At 72.3% G+C, this 14,683-nt stretch carries 11 protein-coding genes; 9 read left to right on the top strand and 2 right to left on the bottom strand.

Features of this window, described 5'->3' with window-relative positions; genetic code table 11:
- Positions 1–2: 2 nt before the first annotated feature.
- Positions 3–1,745, bottom strand: a complete 1,743-nt coding sequence (locus ACIA8N_RS13170) for an extracellular solute-binding protein (RefSeq protein ID WP_365780320.1) — start codon at positions 1,743–1,745, stop codon at positions 3–5.
- Positions 1,746–2,099: 354 nt separating this feature from the next.
- Between ACIA8N_RS13170 and ACIA8N_RS13165 the strand changes: the two genes are divergently transcribed.
- Entirely contained in the window at positions 2,100–5,072 is a 2,973-nt protein-coding gene (locus ACIA8N_RS13165; protein WP_365780319.1) for a glycoside hydrolase family 3 C-terminal domain-containing protein, read from the top strand.
- Between the two features lie 88 nt (positions 5,073–5,160).
- On the opposite strand, the gene ACIA8N_RS13160 is transcribed toward ACIA8N_RS13165, so the two are convergent.
- A complete protein-coding gene (locus tag ACIA8N_RS13160; RefSeq protein ID WP_365780318.1) occupies positions 5,161–5,619 on the bottom strand; it encodes a pyridoxamine 5'-phosphate oxidase family protein in 459 nt (152 codons plus the stop codon).
- A gap of 153 nt (positions 5,620–5,772) precedes the next feature.
- On the opposite strand from ACIA8N_RS13160, the gene ACIA8N_RS13155 reads away from it, so the two are divergent.
- The 8 genes from ACIA8N_RS13155 to ACIA8N_RS13120 all read left to right on the top strand — a co-directional run bounded on the left by ACIA8N_RS13155 (position 5,773) and on the right by ACIA8N_RS13120 (position 14,626).
- Positions 5,773–6,423 (top strand): GntR family transcriptional regulator, encoded by a 651-nt coding sequence (locus tag ACIA8N_RS13155; protein WP_365780317.1) that lies wholly within the window; start codon positions 5,773–5,775, stop codon positions 6,421–6,423.
- A gap of 2 nt (positions 6,424–6,425) precedes the next feature.
- Positions 6,426–7,328: a dihydrodipicolinate synthase family protein gene (locus ACIA8N_RS13150; protein ID WP_365780316.1), complete on the top strand. Its 903-nt coding sequence runs from the start codon at positions 6,426–6,428 to the stop codon at positions 7,326–7,328.
- A complete protein-coding gene (araD, locus tag ACIA8N_RS13145) occupies positions 7,325–9,061 on the top strand; it encodes an L-arabinonate dehydratase (protein ID WP_365780315.1) in 1,737 nt (578 codons plus the stop codon). Before ACIA8N_RS13150 ends, araD begins: the two co-directional genes overlap by 4 nt.
- A gap of 121 nt (positions 9,062–9,182) precedes the next feature.
- On the top strand, positions 9,183–10,121 hold the full coding sequence (locus ACIA8N_RS13140; protein WP_365780314.1) for a sugar ABC transporter permease: 939 nt from the start codon (positions 9,183–9,185) through the stop codon (positions 10,119–10,121).
- Positions 10,118–11,035 (top strand): carbohydrate ABC transporter permease, encoded by a 918-nt coding sequence (locus ACIA8N_RS13135; protein ID WP_365780313.1) that lies wholly within the window; start codon positions 10,118–10,120, stop codon positions 11,033–11,035. Before ACIA8N_RS13140 ends, ACIA8N_RS13135 begins: the two co-directional genes overlap by 4 nt.
- 26 nt (positions 11,036–11,061) lie before the next feature.
- Entirely contained in the window at positions 11,062–12,225 is a 1,164-nt protein-coding gene (locus ACIA8N_RS13130) for a Gfo/Idh/MocA family oxidoreductase (protein ID WP_365780312.1), read from the top strand.
- Positions 12,222–13,067, top strand: coding sequence for a PmoA family protein (locus ACIA8N_RS13125; protein ID WP_365780311.1), 846 nt, complete (start codon positions 12,222–12,224; stop codon positions 13,065–13,067). The genes ACIA8N_RS13130 and ACIA8N_RS13125 overlap by 4 nt, the downstream gene beginning before the upstream one ends.
- The gene (locus ACIA8N_RS13120; protein ID WP_365780310.1) at positions 13,064–14,626 is read left to right on the top strand and encodes a family 43 glycosylhydrolase; all 1,563 of its coding nucleotides are present in this window, start codon (positions 13,064–13,066) and stop codon (positions 14,624–14,626) included. Before ACIA8N_RS13125 ends, ACIA8N_RS13120 begins: the two co-directional genes overlap by 4 nt.
- Positions 14,627–14,683: the final 57 nt, after the last annotated feature.

Below are 14,683 nucleotides of genomic sequence, written 5' to 3'. Positions count from 1 at the left end.
GGTCAGCCCGCCGCGGAGCCGGTGGTGTCGAGGAGCTTCCTGTACCAGTCGCGCAGCTGGTCCCCGCCCTTGGTCTTCCACTCGGAGACGGCCTGCTGCATGTCGGAGACCTTCTTGCGGCCGCGGACGATGTCCTTCTCCAGCTGCTCGAAGTCGTTCATGAGGCCGGTCCACCGGGAGGGCTCGGTGATGGTCATCCCGTAGAAGGAGGTCTTGGAGGTGAGGGCGCCCATGCGCTGCTGCCACTCGACCATGGCCCGGGTGACCTCGGGGGTGTCGGGGTGGGCCACGTAGGGGGCGGGGCTGGCGACGAACAGCCAGGAGCTGCTGACCTCCTGGTTGCCCTGGTCGGTCTTGACGGGCAGGCCGTCCTTGACGGTGTGGTGGACGCCTTCGACGCCGTAGTCGGTGAGCATCCGCTCCTTGGTGCCGTAGGGGGCGGCGGTGAAGTCCGCGACGGCGAGGGCGTCCTCGATGACGGCCTTGGAGCTGCCCTTCTTCACGAAGGCCCAGATGTTCGCGGGGTTGGTGGCCCACAGCTTCGGCGCGCCTCCGGCGTGGCCGGGGATGTCCATCGCGGCCATGGCGAACTTCGGGTTCTGCGCGGCCTGTTCGGACGTCTTGGCGTACCAGTGGGAGAGGTCGTTGTTGTAGATGAGGCACTGCCCCGCGGTGAAGCGGAGGCTGGTGTCGCCCTGGTTCTGGGTCTTCTCGTCGGGGTGGACGACTCCGGCGTCGTAGAGCTTGCGGGTCCACTCCAGGGCTTCGAGGTACTCGGGGGTCTCGATGCGGTTGACCAGCTTGCCGTCGACCAGGTGCCAGCCGAGCGCCTTGTCGCTGCCGGGGTAGACGCCGAACATGTTGTAGGCGGTCCACGTCATGTCGCCGCAGGCCCAGACCTTCGTCCTGGCGCTGGTGATCTCCTTCGCGAGGGCGAGGAACTCCTCGGCGCTCTTGGGGAGTTGCCAGCCCTTCGCGTCGAAGAGGTCCTTGCGGTAGAAGGGCGCGATGTTCGTGACGTACGAGGCGGGCATGGGCAGGCCGCGCAGCTTGCCGCCGAATATCGAGCGCTGCCAGGCGTCGGTGGGGATCGCCGCGAGGTTGGGGTAGGCCTTGACCTTGTCGCCGGAGAGGTACGGGCCGAGGTCCTCGAACTTGGCGTTGACGGCGCTCGGGATCTTGCCGCCGAGGTTCCAGCCGGGGACGACCACCACGTCCGGTATCTCGCTGGAGGCGAGGACGGCGCCGAGCTTCTGGTCGTAGACGTTGCCGTCCTGGTTCTGCCAGGTGGCGCGGACGCCGATGGCCTCGTTCATGGCCTTGTAGTAGGGGTTGTCGGGGGCGGGCGGGGGTCCCCAGAAGGGGGCCATGATGGTGAGCGCGCCGCCCTTGCCGCGCTTCTCGGCGACGGAGGCCTTGAGTTCGGCGCTCGGGATGGCGCGGGTGAAGCCGGCAGCCGAGCCGTTCCTCGGTGCGATGTCGGGGGTGACGACGGTGCTCGCGACGAAGGCGGGGAGCAGCTTCGCCGCGTCCTTGCCGGTGGTGGTGCCGTCCTTCTTCCCGGAGTCCGCTCCGCCGCCGCAGGCCGCGAGGAGCGGCGCGCCGCCGGCGACCGCGAGGGCGACGGCGGTGGTGGAGGCGAGGAAGCCCCTGCGGCTCTGCCCGGAGTCGCTCCCGCCGGGGCCGGAACCGCTCCCGATGGGGGCGGTTCTCCGGGAGTCCGTGGAGACGGCGTTCGGCGTCATTGCGTCAACCCTTCATGGCACACGCCAGGACATACGGCGACCGTGGGGCCGGCCGGCTGCGGTGGTGGAGGTGGTGCGGGCGGGGCGGTGCCCCGGGCGCCGTCGACGGAAGTCGAAGCGCTTCGACATTGCTGTGAGGTTAAGTGAACGTCACAGGCGCGGCAAGGGTCGTTCACGAGAAACTCGACGGTTACCCGATGGAGATCTCTCCGCGAAGAGTCTTGGAATGGGCCGACAGCGAGGGGGTCGATCGGCACTCACGCCTTGACACCCGCTGCTTGCGACCTGAGCATCGAAGCGCTTCGAGACGTATGCCGTGAAGATCTCCGTTCCCCACTGCCAAGGGACCCGCACGTGACCCCGCAACCGCCGCCCTTCCGTGACCCGGCCCTCCCCGTCGCCCGGCGTGTCGACGATCTGCTCGACCGGCTCACCGCCGACGAACGCCTGGCCCTGCTGCACCAGTTCACGCCCGCAGTCGACCGGCTCGGCCTGGCCGCCTTCCGCACCGGCCAGGAGGCCCTGCACGGCGTCGCCTGGATGGGTCCCGCGACCGTGTTCCCGCAGTCCGTGGGGCTTGGCGCGACCTGGCACCCGGAACTGGTGCGCCGGGTGGGCGAGGCGGTGTCCCGGGAGGTCCGGGCCCTGCGCGCCAAGGACGACCGGGCCGGCCTCAACGTATGGGCGCCGACGGTCAACCTGCTGCGCAACCCGCTGTGGGGGCGCGGCGAGGAGGGGTACGCGGAGGACCCCGCGCTGACCGCCGCCATCGCCACCGCGTTCACGCGGGGGCTGCGCGGCGACCATCCCGTGTACTGGCGCACCGCACCCGTGCTGAAGCACTGGCTCGCGCACAACAACGAGACCGCGCGCGACACCTCCTCGGCGTCCGTACGGCCCCGGGTGCTGCACGAGTACGACCTGCGGGCCTTCCGCGGCCCCGTCGAGGCGGGCGCGGTGGCCGGGGTGATGCCCGCCTACAACCTGGTCAACGGCCGCCCGAACCACCTCTCCCCCTATCTGGAGGGCACGCTGCGGGCCTGGACGGACCAGGAGCTGCTCGTCTGCTCGGACGCGGGCGCGCCGTCCAACCTGGTGGAGCCGCAGGGGTACTTCGACACCCACGAGGAGGCCGTGGCGGCGGCGCTGCGCGCCGGTGTCGACTCCTTCACGGACCACGGCACGGACGCCTCGGTCGTCCTGGGGCGGCTGCGCGGGGCGCTGAGCCGCGGTCTGATCGGCCCCGAGGACGTGGACCGGGCGGCGCGGCGGCAGTTGACCGTGCGGTGCCTGCTCGGCGAGTTCGATCCGGAGGGCGGTCCTCACGCGGACGAGACCCGGTTCGACACCGCCGAGCACCGGGAGCTGGCCCGTGAGGCGGCGGAGGCGGCGGTCGTCCTGCTGACCAACGAGCCGCCGGCCGGGGAGGGCCCGCTGCTGCCGCTCGGCGCGCCGGAGCGGATCGCGGTGGTCGGACTGCTCGGCGACGCCTGCAAGCTGGACTGGTACAGCGGAGCGCTGTTGCACCGGTCCTCGCCGCTCGACGGACTGCGGGAACGGTTCGGCGCAAACCGGGTGACCTTCGCCGAGGGGGTGGACCGGATCCGGTTGCGCACCGCCTCCGGCGACCTGCTGCGGGTGCCGGACGGCGGGCCGGCGGACACTGCGCGGGCGGCCGAGGCCGCGCTCGACCCGGCGCTGCTCGCGGGGCGCACCGACCTGCCGCCGCTCACGGCCGACGCCGAGGGCTCGGAACTCGCCCTGGTCGACTGGGGCGACGGGGTGCTGACCCTGCGTGCCCCCGACGGCCGGTACCTGTCGGTCGCCGAGGACGGGTTCGTCCGCGCCTCGGCGGAGGAGCCCGGCGGCTGGGTGGTCCAGGAGACCTTCCGGCTCGAAGCCGTGGGAAGCGACGGGCGCGACGGCGACCTCGGAGCCGACGGGAACGTCGGGCCCGGCGGCGGCCGTAAGCCCCACGGGGCTCAGGGGTCTCCCGGGTCTGACAGGTCTCGCGGGTCTCACGGTGACGGGCACCTCCTTCTGCACCTGGGGTCGGGTGGCTACGTCTCTGTCGCCGCCGACGGCGTGAAGGTTGCCGCCGATCGCGGATCCGCCGAGGTCTTCTCGGTCGAGATCGTCGAGCGCGGCGAGGAGGCGGTCGCCCGGACAGCCGGGGCGGCGGACGTGGTGGTGGTCGTCGCCGGGAACGACCCGCACATCAACGGGCGGGAGACCGAGGACCGTACGACGCTCGCGCTGCCCGGCCACCAGGACCGGCTGTGGCGGGCCGCGCACGCGGCGAACCCCCGTACCGTCCTCGTCCTCGTCTCGTCCTATCCGTACGCGGTCCCCGAGGCCGCCGCGGCGCTCCCCGCCCTGCTGTGGACCGCGCACGGCGGGCAGGCGGCGGGCACGGCGCTCGCCCGGGTCCTGGCCGGTGACGTCTCCCCCGCCGGGCGGCTCCCGCAGACCTGGTACGCGGCGGACGCGGACCTGCCGGACCTCCTCGACTACGACGTGATCGGCGGACGCCAGACCTATCTGTACTTCGACGGGACGCCGCTCTTCCCCTTCGGCCACGGCCTGTCGTACACGACGTTCGACTACGAGGAGCTGACGGCGGCGGTCGACGGGGAGACCGTACGGCTGTCCTGCACCGTGACCAACACCGGCGCCGTCGCCTCGGACGAGGTGGCCCAGGTGTACGCGCGGGCCGTGGCGCCCTCCGTGCCGCGCCCGCACCGCGAGCTGGTCGCCCACGAGCGGGTACGGCTCGCGCCGGGGGCGTCGGCCACGCTCTCGTTCGAGGTCGCGGTGGCGGCACTCGGGTTCTGGGACGTCGCCGGCGGCCGGTGGACGGTCGAGCCGGGCGCGTACGAGTTCCAGGCGGGCGCGTCCAGCGCCGACATCCGGCGTACGGTCCGCATCGAGACGGCGGGGGTGGCGCCGGGGCCGCGCCCGGTCCTCGTCGCGGGGCTTTCCGCGGCCGACTACGACGAGCAGTCCGGCACCGTGATCGTGGACCGCACCAAGGTCTCGGGCGACGCGGTGACACCGGCGGACCCAGCGGAGGGCGGCACGCTCGTCTTCCGTTCCTGCGACCTCGCCGACGGCGGATCGGGGGCGACGGTGACGGTCGCGGGCGAGGGCACGGTGGACCTGTCCCTCGCCGACGGTACACCGCTTGCCCGCGTCGAGGTCCCGCCGACCGGCGGACCGTACGACTACACCACCCTCGAGGTCCCGCTTCTCCTCCAGGGCGTCGTGGACCTCCACGTCGCCCTCCGCGGCCCCCTGCGCCTCGCGCGCCTCGGCTTCACCGGCTGAGGGCCGGCCGCGACAGCGCAGGGAGCCCGGCCCCGATCGTTCGGGGCCGGGCTCCCGGCGTGCCTCGGGGCGGGTGCCGCCCCGGACCTCAGACCACCCACACCCCGTCGCGCATGAGACGCCGTCCGACGAGCTCGGGCTCCTCGTGCCAGGCCTCCACCGAGGTGGGGCGGACCCGGAACCAGACGTACGAGGGGCCCGACTTCCGGGGGTCCCACTTCGACTTCCCGGCGAACTCCTCGACCGCCGGGGCCGGGACGTCCTCGTGGGAGAGGGTCGTCACCTCGCCGTCGATCAGGACCACGTCACGGGTGTGTCCGAACGCGAGCCGCGCCCGTCCTCCGGTGCTGAGGTTGCGCCCGGTGGGGTTCGTCAGCCGGGTGCAGAGCCAGATGTCCGCGCCGTCCCAGGAGAAGGCCAGCGGTACGAGGTACGGCGTCCCGCCGTCGCCCGCCGAGGCCACCCAGATGTCCACTTCTTCGGCCAGACGTGCCAGTACGTCCTTCTTGCGCTGTTCCGGGCTGCGGATCGCTCGAGTGTGCGTCATGGCTCAGACCCTACGGCCGTACAGCCCGTTCCCACCGCCGTAGAAAACGCTTGCTCGAAGCATTGACGAAACACGAACGTCCCCATAGCTTCATGCCCGTTGCACTTCGTACGTCATATATGAGACGCGATACATGAGATCTGAGAGTGCGCCATGGCCTTCGCCCCCAGCCCCATCCCCTCCAGGACCCAGTACGTCCTGGAAGCGATCAAGCACGACATCCTCACCGGGGGACTCAGACCCGGGCAGGCGCTCGTGGAGACCGAACTCGCCGCGCGGTTCGGGGTGTCGAAGACCCCCGTCCGCGAGGCGCTCAAGACCCTCGCGGGCAGCGGTCTCGTGGTGATGAGCCAGTACAAGGGCGTCACGGTCCGGATGGTCGACGCGGACATGGCCCGCGCCGTCTACGACGTGCGGCTGCTCCTGGAGCCCGAGGCGGTGCGACGCGCCGTCGGCTCCGGTGCCCCGCTCGACGCGGCGCACGAGGCGCTGCGCCGGGCGGCCGGCGCCGAGGACCCGGCCGAACGGTCCCTGGCCAACCGTGACTTCCACCGCGCGCTCTACCTGCCCTGCGGCAACCCGCTGCTCGGCCGGATGCTCGACGAGGTCCGCGACCAGGCCGCACTGGTCTCCACGGTCGCCTGGGCCGCCGTTCCCTCCTGGGAGCGCGAGGCAGCGGAGCACGAGGAGATCCTGCGGCTCGCCGCCGAGCGCGACGTCGAAGGAGCCGGCCGGGCCGTGCACGACCACATCGCCTCGTTCGTCGAGCGCGCCTTCCCCCACTCCCCCCTGGACAGCGAGTGAGCATGGAATTCGAGACCCTGAGGGCCGCCCTCGCCGACGTCGTGGCCATCCCGGTCACCCCGTTCGCCGAGGACGGCTCCGTGGACACCGCCACGCACCGCGCGCTGCTGCGCCGGCTGCTCGACGGCGGGGTCCGCACCCTCACCCCGAACGGCAACACCGGAGAGTTCTACGCCCTCACCCCCGAGGAGCGCCGCCTCGTCACCGAGGTGACCGTCGAGGAGGCCGGCGACCGCGCCGCGATCCTGGTCGGCGTCGGCCACGACGTACCGACGGCGGTCGAGGCCGCCCGGCACGCCCGTTCCATCGGCGCCCAGATGCTGATGGTCCACCAGCCCGTCCACCCGTACGTCTCCGAGAGCGGCTGGGTCGACTACCACCGGGCCATCGCCGAGGCCGTGCCGGAGCTCGGCGTGGTCCCCTACATCCGCAACCCGCTGCTGAGCGGTGCCCGGCTCGCCGAGCTGGCCGACGACTGCCCCAACGTCATCGGCGTGAAGTACGCGGTGCCGGACGCGGCGCGGTTCGCCGGCTTCGCCCGGGACGCGGGCCTCGACCGGTTCGTGTGGGTGGCGGGCCTGGCCGAGCCGTACGCACCCTCGTACTTCGCGAGCGGCGCCACCGGCTTCACCTCCGGACTCGTCAACGTCTCCCCCGCGCTCTCCCTGGAGATGCTGGGCGCGCTGCGGGCCGGCGACTACCGGGCCGCGATGAAGGTGTGGGAGCGGATCCGCCGCTTCGAGGAGCTGCGGGCGGCCAACTCGAGCGCCGACAACGTGACGGTGGTCAAGGAGGCCCTCGCCTCGCTCGGTCTGTGCCGCCGTGACATCCGGCCGCCGAGCCGTGAACTCCCCGACAGCGACCGGGCCGAGGTCGCCGCGATAGCCGCCGGCTGGCCGGCATGAGCGACACCGGCACCCCGCGCGGCCCCGCGGAGCTCCGCAGCCACCAGTGGTACGGCACGGACGGGCTGCGTTCGTTCAGCCACCGCGCCCGTACCCGGCAGCTCGGCTACCTGCCCGAGGAGCACATGGGCAAGCCGGTCATCGCGATCCTCAACACCTGGTCCGACATCAACCCCTGCCACGTCCATCTGCGCGACCGCGCGCAGGCCGTGAAGCGGGGGGTGTGGCAGGCCGGTGGTTTCCCGCTCGAATTCCCGGTCTCCACCCTGTCGGAGACCTTCCAGAAGCCGACCCCGATGCTCTACCGCAACCTCCTCGCCCTGGAGACGGAGGAGCTGCTGCGCTCGTATCCCGTGGACGGGGCCGTCCTCATGGGCGGCTGCGACAAGACGACCCCGGCGCTCCTCATGGGCGCGGCCTCGGTCGACCTGCCGACCGTCTTCGTCCCGGCCGGTCCGATGCTGCCGGGTCACTGGCGGGGCGAGACCCTGGGCTCCGGTACGGACATGTGGAAGTACTGGGACGAGAAGCGGGCCGGTCTGATCGGCGACTGCGAGATGGCGGAGCTGGAGAGCGGTCTCGCGCGCTCCCCCGGCCACTGCATGACGATGGGCACGGCGTCCACGCTGACCGCCGCCGCGGAGACCCTGGGCGTGACCGTGCCGGGCGCCTCCTCGGTGCCGGCGGTGGACTCGGGTCACGACCGGATGGCCGCCGCCTCGGGGCTGCGGATCGTGGAGCTCGTACGGCAGGACCTTCGGCTCTCGCGGCTGCTCACCCGGGAGGCGTACGAGGACGCGGTCGCCGCGGTGCTGGCGCTCGGCGGCTCGACCAACGCGGTCATCCATCTCATCGCCATGGCGGGGCGTTCGGGGGTGCGGCTGACGCTCGACGACTTCGACCGGATCGCGCGGACCGTGCCGGTCCTCGCGAACCTGCGGCCGGGCGGGAAGTACCTGATGGAGGACTTCCACTTCGCGGGCGGGATGACGGGCTTCCTGTCGCGGCTCACCGACGTGCTGCACCTGGACCGGCCCACGGTCTCGCACGCCACGCTGCGGGAGCAGCTCGACGGGGCGCTCGTGCACGACGAGGACGTCATCCGGGAGCGGTCGCGACCGCTTGCCGCCGAGGGCGGCGTGGCGGTGCTGCGCGGCAACCTCTGTCCCGACGGGGCGGTCATCAAGCACATCGCGGCCGAGCCGGGGCTGCTCAAGCACACCGGTCCCGCGATCGTCTTCGACGACTACCGGTCGATGCAGCGGACCATCGACGACCCGGCGCTCGGCATCACGCCCGAGCACGTGCTCGTGCTGCGCGGTGCGGGCCCCAAGGGTGGTCCCGGGATGCCGGAGTACGGGATGCTGCCCATCCCCCGGTACCTGCTGGAACAGGGTGTCCGGGACATGGTGCGGATCTCGGACGCCCGGATGAGCGGGACGAGTTACGGGGCGTGCGTGCTGCACGTGGCGCCCGAGTCCCATGTCGGCGGACCCCTTGCCCTCGTCCGTACGGGCGATACGATCACCCTCGACGTCGCCGCGCGCTCCCTCCACCTGCACGTCACGGACGAGGAGCTGGACATCCGGCGGGCCTCGTGGACACCCCCGCCGGCCCGGTACGAACGCGGCTACGGCGCGCTCTACATGGAGCAGATCTCCCAGGCCGACACCGGCTGCGACTTCGAGTTCCTGGCGCGGCCGGGCGCCACCCCCGATCCGTACGCGGGCTGAGACCCGCCGCCGAACTCCGGGCAGTGACGGCCCGCAAGCCCCATCAGCACCACCCGCCCCACCTTGTCCGAAATATCGAACGACGTTCGCGAAGCGCTTCACCGAGAACGGAGCCGCCGTCATGGCCTCAGCTGTGACCAAACCGCCCCAAGCCGTCACGGCACGCGGGCGCCGCCGCACGGGAGCGACCCCCCGCCGACTGCCGTACCTGCTGATCGCCCCCGCCGGACTGCTGATGCTGGGCTTCATCGCCTACCCGGTGCTCAGCGTCTTCTACTACAGCCTCCAGCACTACAACCCCACGAAGCCCTGGCGGAACGGCTTCGCCGGCCTGGAGAACTTCACCCGGATCTTCACGGACGACCCGCACTTCTGGGGGACGCTGAGCTTCAGCCTCAAGTGGGTCGTCGTCGAGGTGACGCTCCAGCTGCTCTTCGGTCTCGCGCTCGCCCTCATCGTGAACCAGACCTTCGTGGGCCGCGCCCTGGGCCGCGCCCTGGTCTTCTCCCCCTGGGCCGTCTCCGGCGTGCTCACCTCCGCGATCTGGGTGCTGCTCTACAACTCCCAGACCGGCATCAGCCGGTACCTGGCGGACATGGGGATGGGCACGTACGGCACGTCGTGGCTCTCCGACACCGCGACCGTGTTCCCCGCGGCGATCATCGCCGACCTCTGGCGCGGGGTGCCCTTCTTCGCCATCCTCATCCTGGCCGACCTGCAGTCCGTGCCGAAGGACCTGTACGAGGCGGCCGAGGTCGACGGGGCGGGCCGGGTCCGCCAGTTCATCCACATCACGCTGCCCCACATCCGGGACGCGATCGTCCTCTCCACGCTGCTGCGCGCCGTGTGGGAGTTCAACAACGTCGACCTGCTGTACACGCTGACCGGCGGCGGACCCGCGGGCGAGACGACCACGCTGCCGCTGTACATCGCCCACACCAGCGTCGACGCCCACAACTTCGGATACGCCTCCGCCCTCACCACGGTGGCGTTCGTGATTCTTCTCTTCTGCTCGATGGTCTATCTGCGCCTGAGCAAGTTCGGAGGCGACGGCAAGTGACAGCCGAGTCCACCCTGAGCCCGGTCCCGGCCGCCGCCGACACGCAGGCGGCACCGCCGCCCGACCGGACCCCGCCCACCGTCCCCCGCGGCAAGCACCGGGCCTGGGACGAGGTGCCCCGCTGGCAGATCTACCTGCCCCTCGGGATCTACCTGGTCTTCACCCTGGTCCCCTTCTACTGGATCATCCTCTTCGCCGTACGGCCCGCAGGCTCCACCTCGCTGCTGCCCTGGCCGATGACGACCGCCCACTTCGAGAAGGTGTGGAACGAGCGCTCCTTCGGCGTCTTCTTCCAGAACAGCCTGCTCATCGGCGTCGCGGTCCTGGTGATGACCACCGTCGTCGCCCTCGCCGGCGGCTACGCCCTCGCCCGGTTCGACTTCCGGATCAAGAAGGGCTTCATGCTGGCCCTGCTCTGCTCCCAGTTCGTCCCGGGCGCCCTGCTCCTCGTCCCGCTGTTCCAGATCTTCGCCGAACTGAAGATGATCAACTCGCTCGGCAGCGTCATCATCGCCGAGACCGTCTTCCAGCTCCCTCTGTCGATGATCCTCATCAGCGGCTTCATCAGGAACGTGCCGTACTCCCTGGAGGAGGCCGCCTGGGTCGACGGCTGCAACCGCTTCAGCGCCTTCCGGATCGTCGTCCTCCCGCTGCTCAGGCCCGGTCTGGTCGCCGTCGGCTCCTTCGCCTTCGTCCACGCCTGGAACCACTTCCTCTTCGCCCTGATGTTCCTCAGCAGCCAGGACAAGCAGACGATCCCGGTCGGCCTCAACACCCTGATGGGCGCCGACAGCGTCGACCTCGGAGCGCTCGCCGCGGGCGGCGTCATCGCCGCCGTCCCCGTCGTCATCGTCTTCGGCTTCATCCAGAAGTGGCTCGTCACCGGCTTCAGCGCGGGGGCGGTGAAGGGATGAGCGACGACCGTACGAGCAAGGAAGCCATGAACACCGCACGCACCCCGCTGCCCGTGGTCCTCGCGGGCGCCCGCGGCCACGGCCGCAGCCACCTCCTCAACATCCGCCGGCTCGAGGAGCAGGGGCTCGTCCGGCTCGCCGGGGTCTGCGAGCTGCGGCCGCTCGACGCGGACGAGCTCGAAGGCATCGGGGACCCGGAACAGTCCGCCGACTTCGAGGCGCTGCTCGCCTCGACCGGCGCCCGGATCGTGGTGCTCAGCACCCCCATCCAGACCCACACCGACATGACGCTCGCCGCCGCCCGGCACGGGGCGCACATCCTCCTGGAGAAGCCGCCCGCCCCGTCGCTCGCGGAGTTCCGCCGGATGGCGGACGGGGTCGAGGCCGCCGGGGTGGCCTGCCAGATCGGCTTCCAGTCGCTCGGCTCGCACGCGGTGCCCGCGATCCGCAGGATGGTCGAGGAGGGCGCCATCGGCGAACTCCTCGGCGTCGGCGGGGCCGGGGCCTGGGTCCGCGACGAGGCGTACTTCCGGCGCGCGCCCTGGGCCGGGCACCGGCGGCTCGGCGGGGTCGACGTCGTCGACGGGGCGCTCACCAACCCCCTGGCGCACGCCGTCGCCACGGCGCTGGCGCTGTCCGGCTCCACCCGGGCCGAGGACGTCGAGCACATCGAGACCGAGCTGCTGCACGCCCACGCCATCGAGTCCGACGACACCTCGGCGGTACGGGTCGTGACCTCCGCCGGCACCCGGGTCACGGTCGCGGCGACGCTGTGCGCCGAGAAGACCTCGGAGCCGTACGTCATCGTCCACGGCAGCCAGGGCCGGATCACCTTCTGGTACCGGCAGGACCGGGTCCTCGTGCAGCGGGCCGGACACGGCCCGGTGGAGACCGAGTACGGCCGCACCGACCTCCTGGAGAACCTCGTCGCCCATGTCACCGACGGCGAGCCGCTGTGGGTGCCGCCGGCGGAGACCGGCGCGTTCATGCGGGTTGTCGAGGCCGTACGGACGGCGGCCGACCCGCTGGAGATCCCCGCCGCGCACTGGCACACCGAGCCCGGCGAGAGCGCGCCGCGCCGGGTCGTCGACGGCGTCGACGACCTGGTCGACGCCAGTGCCGACGGACTGAGGCTGTTCTCCGAACTCGGCGCCGCCTGGGCGCCGCCGGTCCGGGCGGAGGTCCGATGAACCCCGAGACCCCGACGGTCCTGCGCTGCGCGGGCCGCACCGTCGCCCACTACACCACCCGGCCCGACCTCGCCCTCGACCACTCGCCCCGGCCGTACCTCCACCCCGTCACCACCCTCGGCGGCCTGCCGGTGACCGAGACGGTGCCCGAGGACCACAAGCACCACCTGGGCGCGGGCGTCGCGGTGCCCGATGTCGACGGACGCAACTTCTGGGGCGGGCGCACCTTCGTACGCGGCCGCGGCTCGGTCGAGCTCGACAACCACGGCGTGCAGCGGCACGACGGGTTCAAGCTCTGCGACCCGGACGGCTTCGTCGAGGAGCTGACCTGGACGGCCGGGGGCGCGCGGCTGCTGAGGGAACACCGGACGGTGGCGGCCGTCGCGCTCACCGACTCCGCCTGGGCGCTCGACCTGACGTTCTCCCTCACCAACGTGGCGGGCCGGGACCTGTCGATCGGCAGCCCCGCGACCAACGGCCGGCCGGGCGCCGCGTACGGCGGCTTCTTCTGGCGCGCGCCGCTGGAGGCCACGCCGCCGGTCGTGTTCGGGGCGGACGCCGACGGCGAGGAGGCGGTGCACGGGGTCCGCTCCGACTGGGTGGCGCTCGCGGGCGAGGGCTGGACCCTGGTCTTCGCCGGGGCGACCGCGCGGACCCGGGAGGACCCGTGGTTCGTGCGCGCCGCCGAGTACCCGGGCGTCGGTTCCTCCCTCGCGTACGGCGAACGCCTCGCGGTCGCGGACGGGGAGACGTGCGTACGGCGGGTGGTGACCGTCGTCGCCGACGGCCGCCTCGACCGGGACGGCGCGGCGGCCCTGGTCCGCAAGGCGGTGGCATCGTGACCCCCGCGACCTCGACCGTCACCGGCGACCTGGGCGACGGCACGTACCGCAACCCGGTCCTGGCGGCCGACTGGTCCGACCCGGACGTCCTGCGGGTGGGCGAGGACTACTACCTGACCGCGTCCAGCTTCGGCCGCGCCCCCGGGCTCCCGCTGCTGCACTCCCGGGACCTGGTCAACTGGACGCTCGTCGGCCATGCCCTGAGGCGGCTGGAACCGGCCGCCGCGTTCACGGAGCCCCGGCACGACCGGGGCGTGTGGGCACCCTCGTTCCGGCACCACGACGGACGGTTCTGGATCTTCTGGGGCGACCCCGACCACGGGATCTACCAGGTCAACGCGGCTTCGGTGCGCGGCCCCTGGACGGCGCCGCACCTGGTGAAGGCGGGCCGCGGTCTGATCGACGCCTGCCCCCTGTGGGACGAGGAGTCGGGCGAGGCGTACCTCGTGCACGCCCTGGCCAAGTCCCGCGCGGGGATCAACAACCGGCTGATCGGGCACCGGATGAGCCCGGACGGCTCGAAGGTCCTCGACGAGGGCCGGGTCCTCGTCGACGCCGACCGGATACCCGGCTGGTTCACCCTGGAAGGCCCCAAGCTCTACCGGCACGACGGCTGGTTCTGGATCCTGGCTCCGGCCGGGGGCGTGGCCACCGGCTGGCAGGGCGCGCTCCGGTCGCGGTCGTTCCTCGGCCCGTACGAGGAGCGGATCGTCCTGGCGCAGGGCGACACCGACGTCAACGGTCCGCACCAGGGCGGCTGGGTGCGCACCCAGCACGGCGAGGACTGGTTCCTGCACTTCCAGCAGTCGGGCGCGCACGGCCGGCTCGTCCATCTCCAGCCGATGCGCTGGGGCGGTGACGGCTGGCCCGTGCTCGGCGACGACGGGGCACCGGTCCGCGTCCACCGCAAGCCCGACCTGCCGGAGCAGCCGCCCGCGCGGCCCGCCGTGGACGACACGTTTCCCGGCGGGCGGTTCGGCCGCCAGTGGCAGTGGACCGCCAACCCGGCCGAGGGCTGGGCCAGTCAGCACACCGGTGACGGCCTGAGGCTCGGCTGTGTGCCCACGGACCGCCTCGACGACCTGCGGAGCGTGCCGCACGTCCTCACCCAGCGGCTGCCCGCCGGGGACCTCGTGGTCGAGGTCGGACTGCGGCTCGACTCCACGGCGCCCGGGTCCCGCGCGGGGCTCGTCGTCCTCGGCGACGCGTACGCCTGGATCGGCCTGGAACGGGCCCCGGACGGCACGGCCCGGCTCGTGCACCGCTTCGCCCCGGCCAACGCCGACGTCGAACGGGACGCGGCGCACCCGCGGCCGGTGTCCGGCGACCGGGTCCTGCTGCGGATCGAGGTCACGGCGGACGCGCGCTGCCGCTTCTCGTACACCACCGACTCCTCCGACGGCGACGACACCCCCGAAGGTCAGGTCCGTGTCGGACCGGAGTTCGCCGCCACCCCCTGGCGCTGGGTCGGCGCGCTGCTCGGCCTGTTCGCCGGCGCGCCGCAGAGCGCGGGACACGCCGGGACGGCCGTGTTCTCCGCCTTCCGCGTCACCCCCTGAACTCCCCCACATCCCCATCCCGCAAGTCCCCCGCAACACCCCGAGAGAAGAGAGCCG

Source organism: Streptomyces sp. NPDC051822, assembly GCF_044452745.1.
GTDB lineage: Bacteria > Actinomycetota > Actinomycetes > Streptomycetales > Streptomycetaceae > Streptomyces.
The sequence above is the reverse complement of the archived record's forward strand: the minus strand, read 5'-3'. Positions and strand labels throughout refer to the sequence as shown.

Excerpts from the sequence above, each read along its gene's own strand:
- ACIA8N_RS13160 (WP_365780318.1), bottom strand. The coding sequence starts at position 5,619 with ATGACGCACACTCGAGCGATCCGCAGCCCGGAACAGCGCAAGAAGGAC.
- ACIA8N_RS13150 (WP_365780316.1), top strand. The coding sequence starts at position 6,426 with ATGGAATTCGAGACCCTGAGGGCCGCCCTCGCCGACGTCGTGGCCATC.
- ACIA8N_RS13125 (WP_365780311.1), top strand. The coding sequence starts at position 12,222 with ATGAACCCCGAGACCCCGACGGTCCTGCGCTGCGCGGGCCGCACCGTC.
- araD (WP_365780315.1), top strand. The coding sequence starts at position 7,325 with ATGAGCGACACCGGCACCCCGCGCGGCCCCGCGGAGCTCCGCAGCCAC.
- ACIA8N_RS13155 (WP_365780317.1), top strand. The coding sequence starts at position 5,773 with ATGGCCTTCGCCCCCAGCCCCATCCCCTCCAGGACCCAGTACGTCCTG.
- ACIA8N_RS13140 (WP_365780314.1), top strand. The coding sequence starts at position 9,183 with ATGGCCTCAGCTGTGACCAAACCGCCCCAAGCCGTCACGGCACGCGGG.
- ACIA8N_RS13130 (WP_365780312.1), top strand. The coding sequence starts at position 11,062 with ATGAACACCGCACGCACCCCGCTGCCCGTGGTCCTCGCGGGCGCCCGC.
- ACIA8N_RS13170 (WP_365780320.1), bottom strand. The coding sequence starts at position 1,745 with ATGACGCCGAACGCCGTCTCCACGGACTCCCGGAGAACCGCCCCCATC.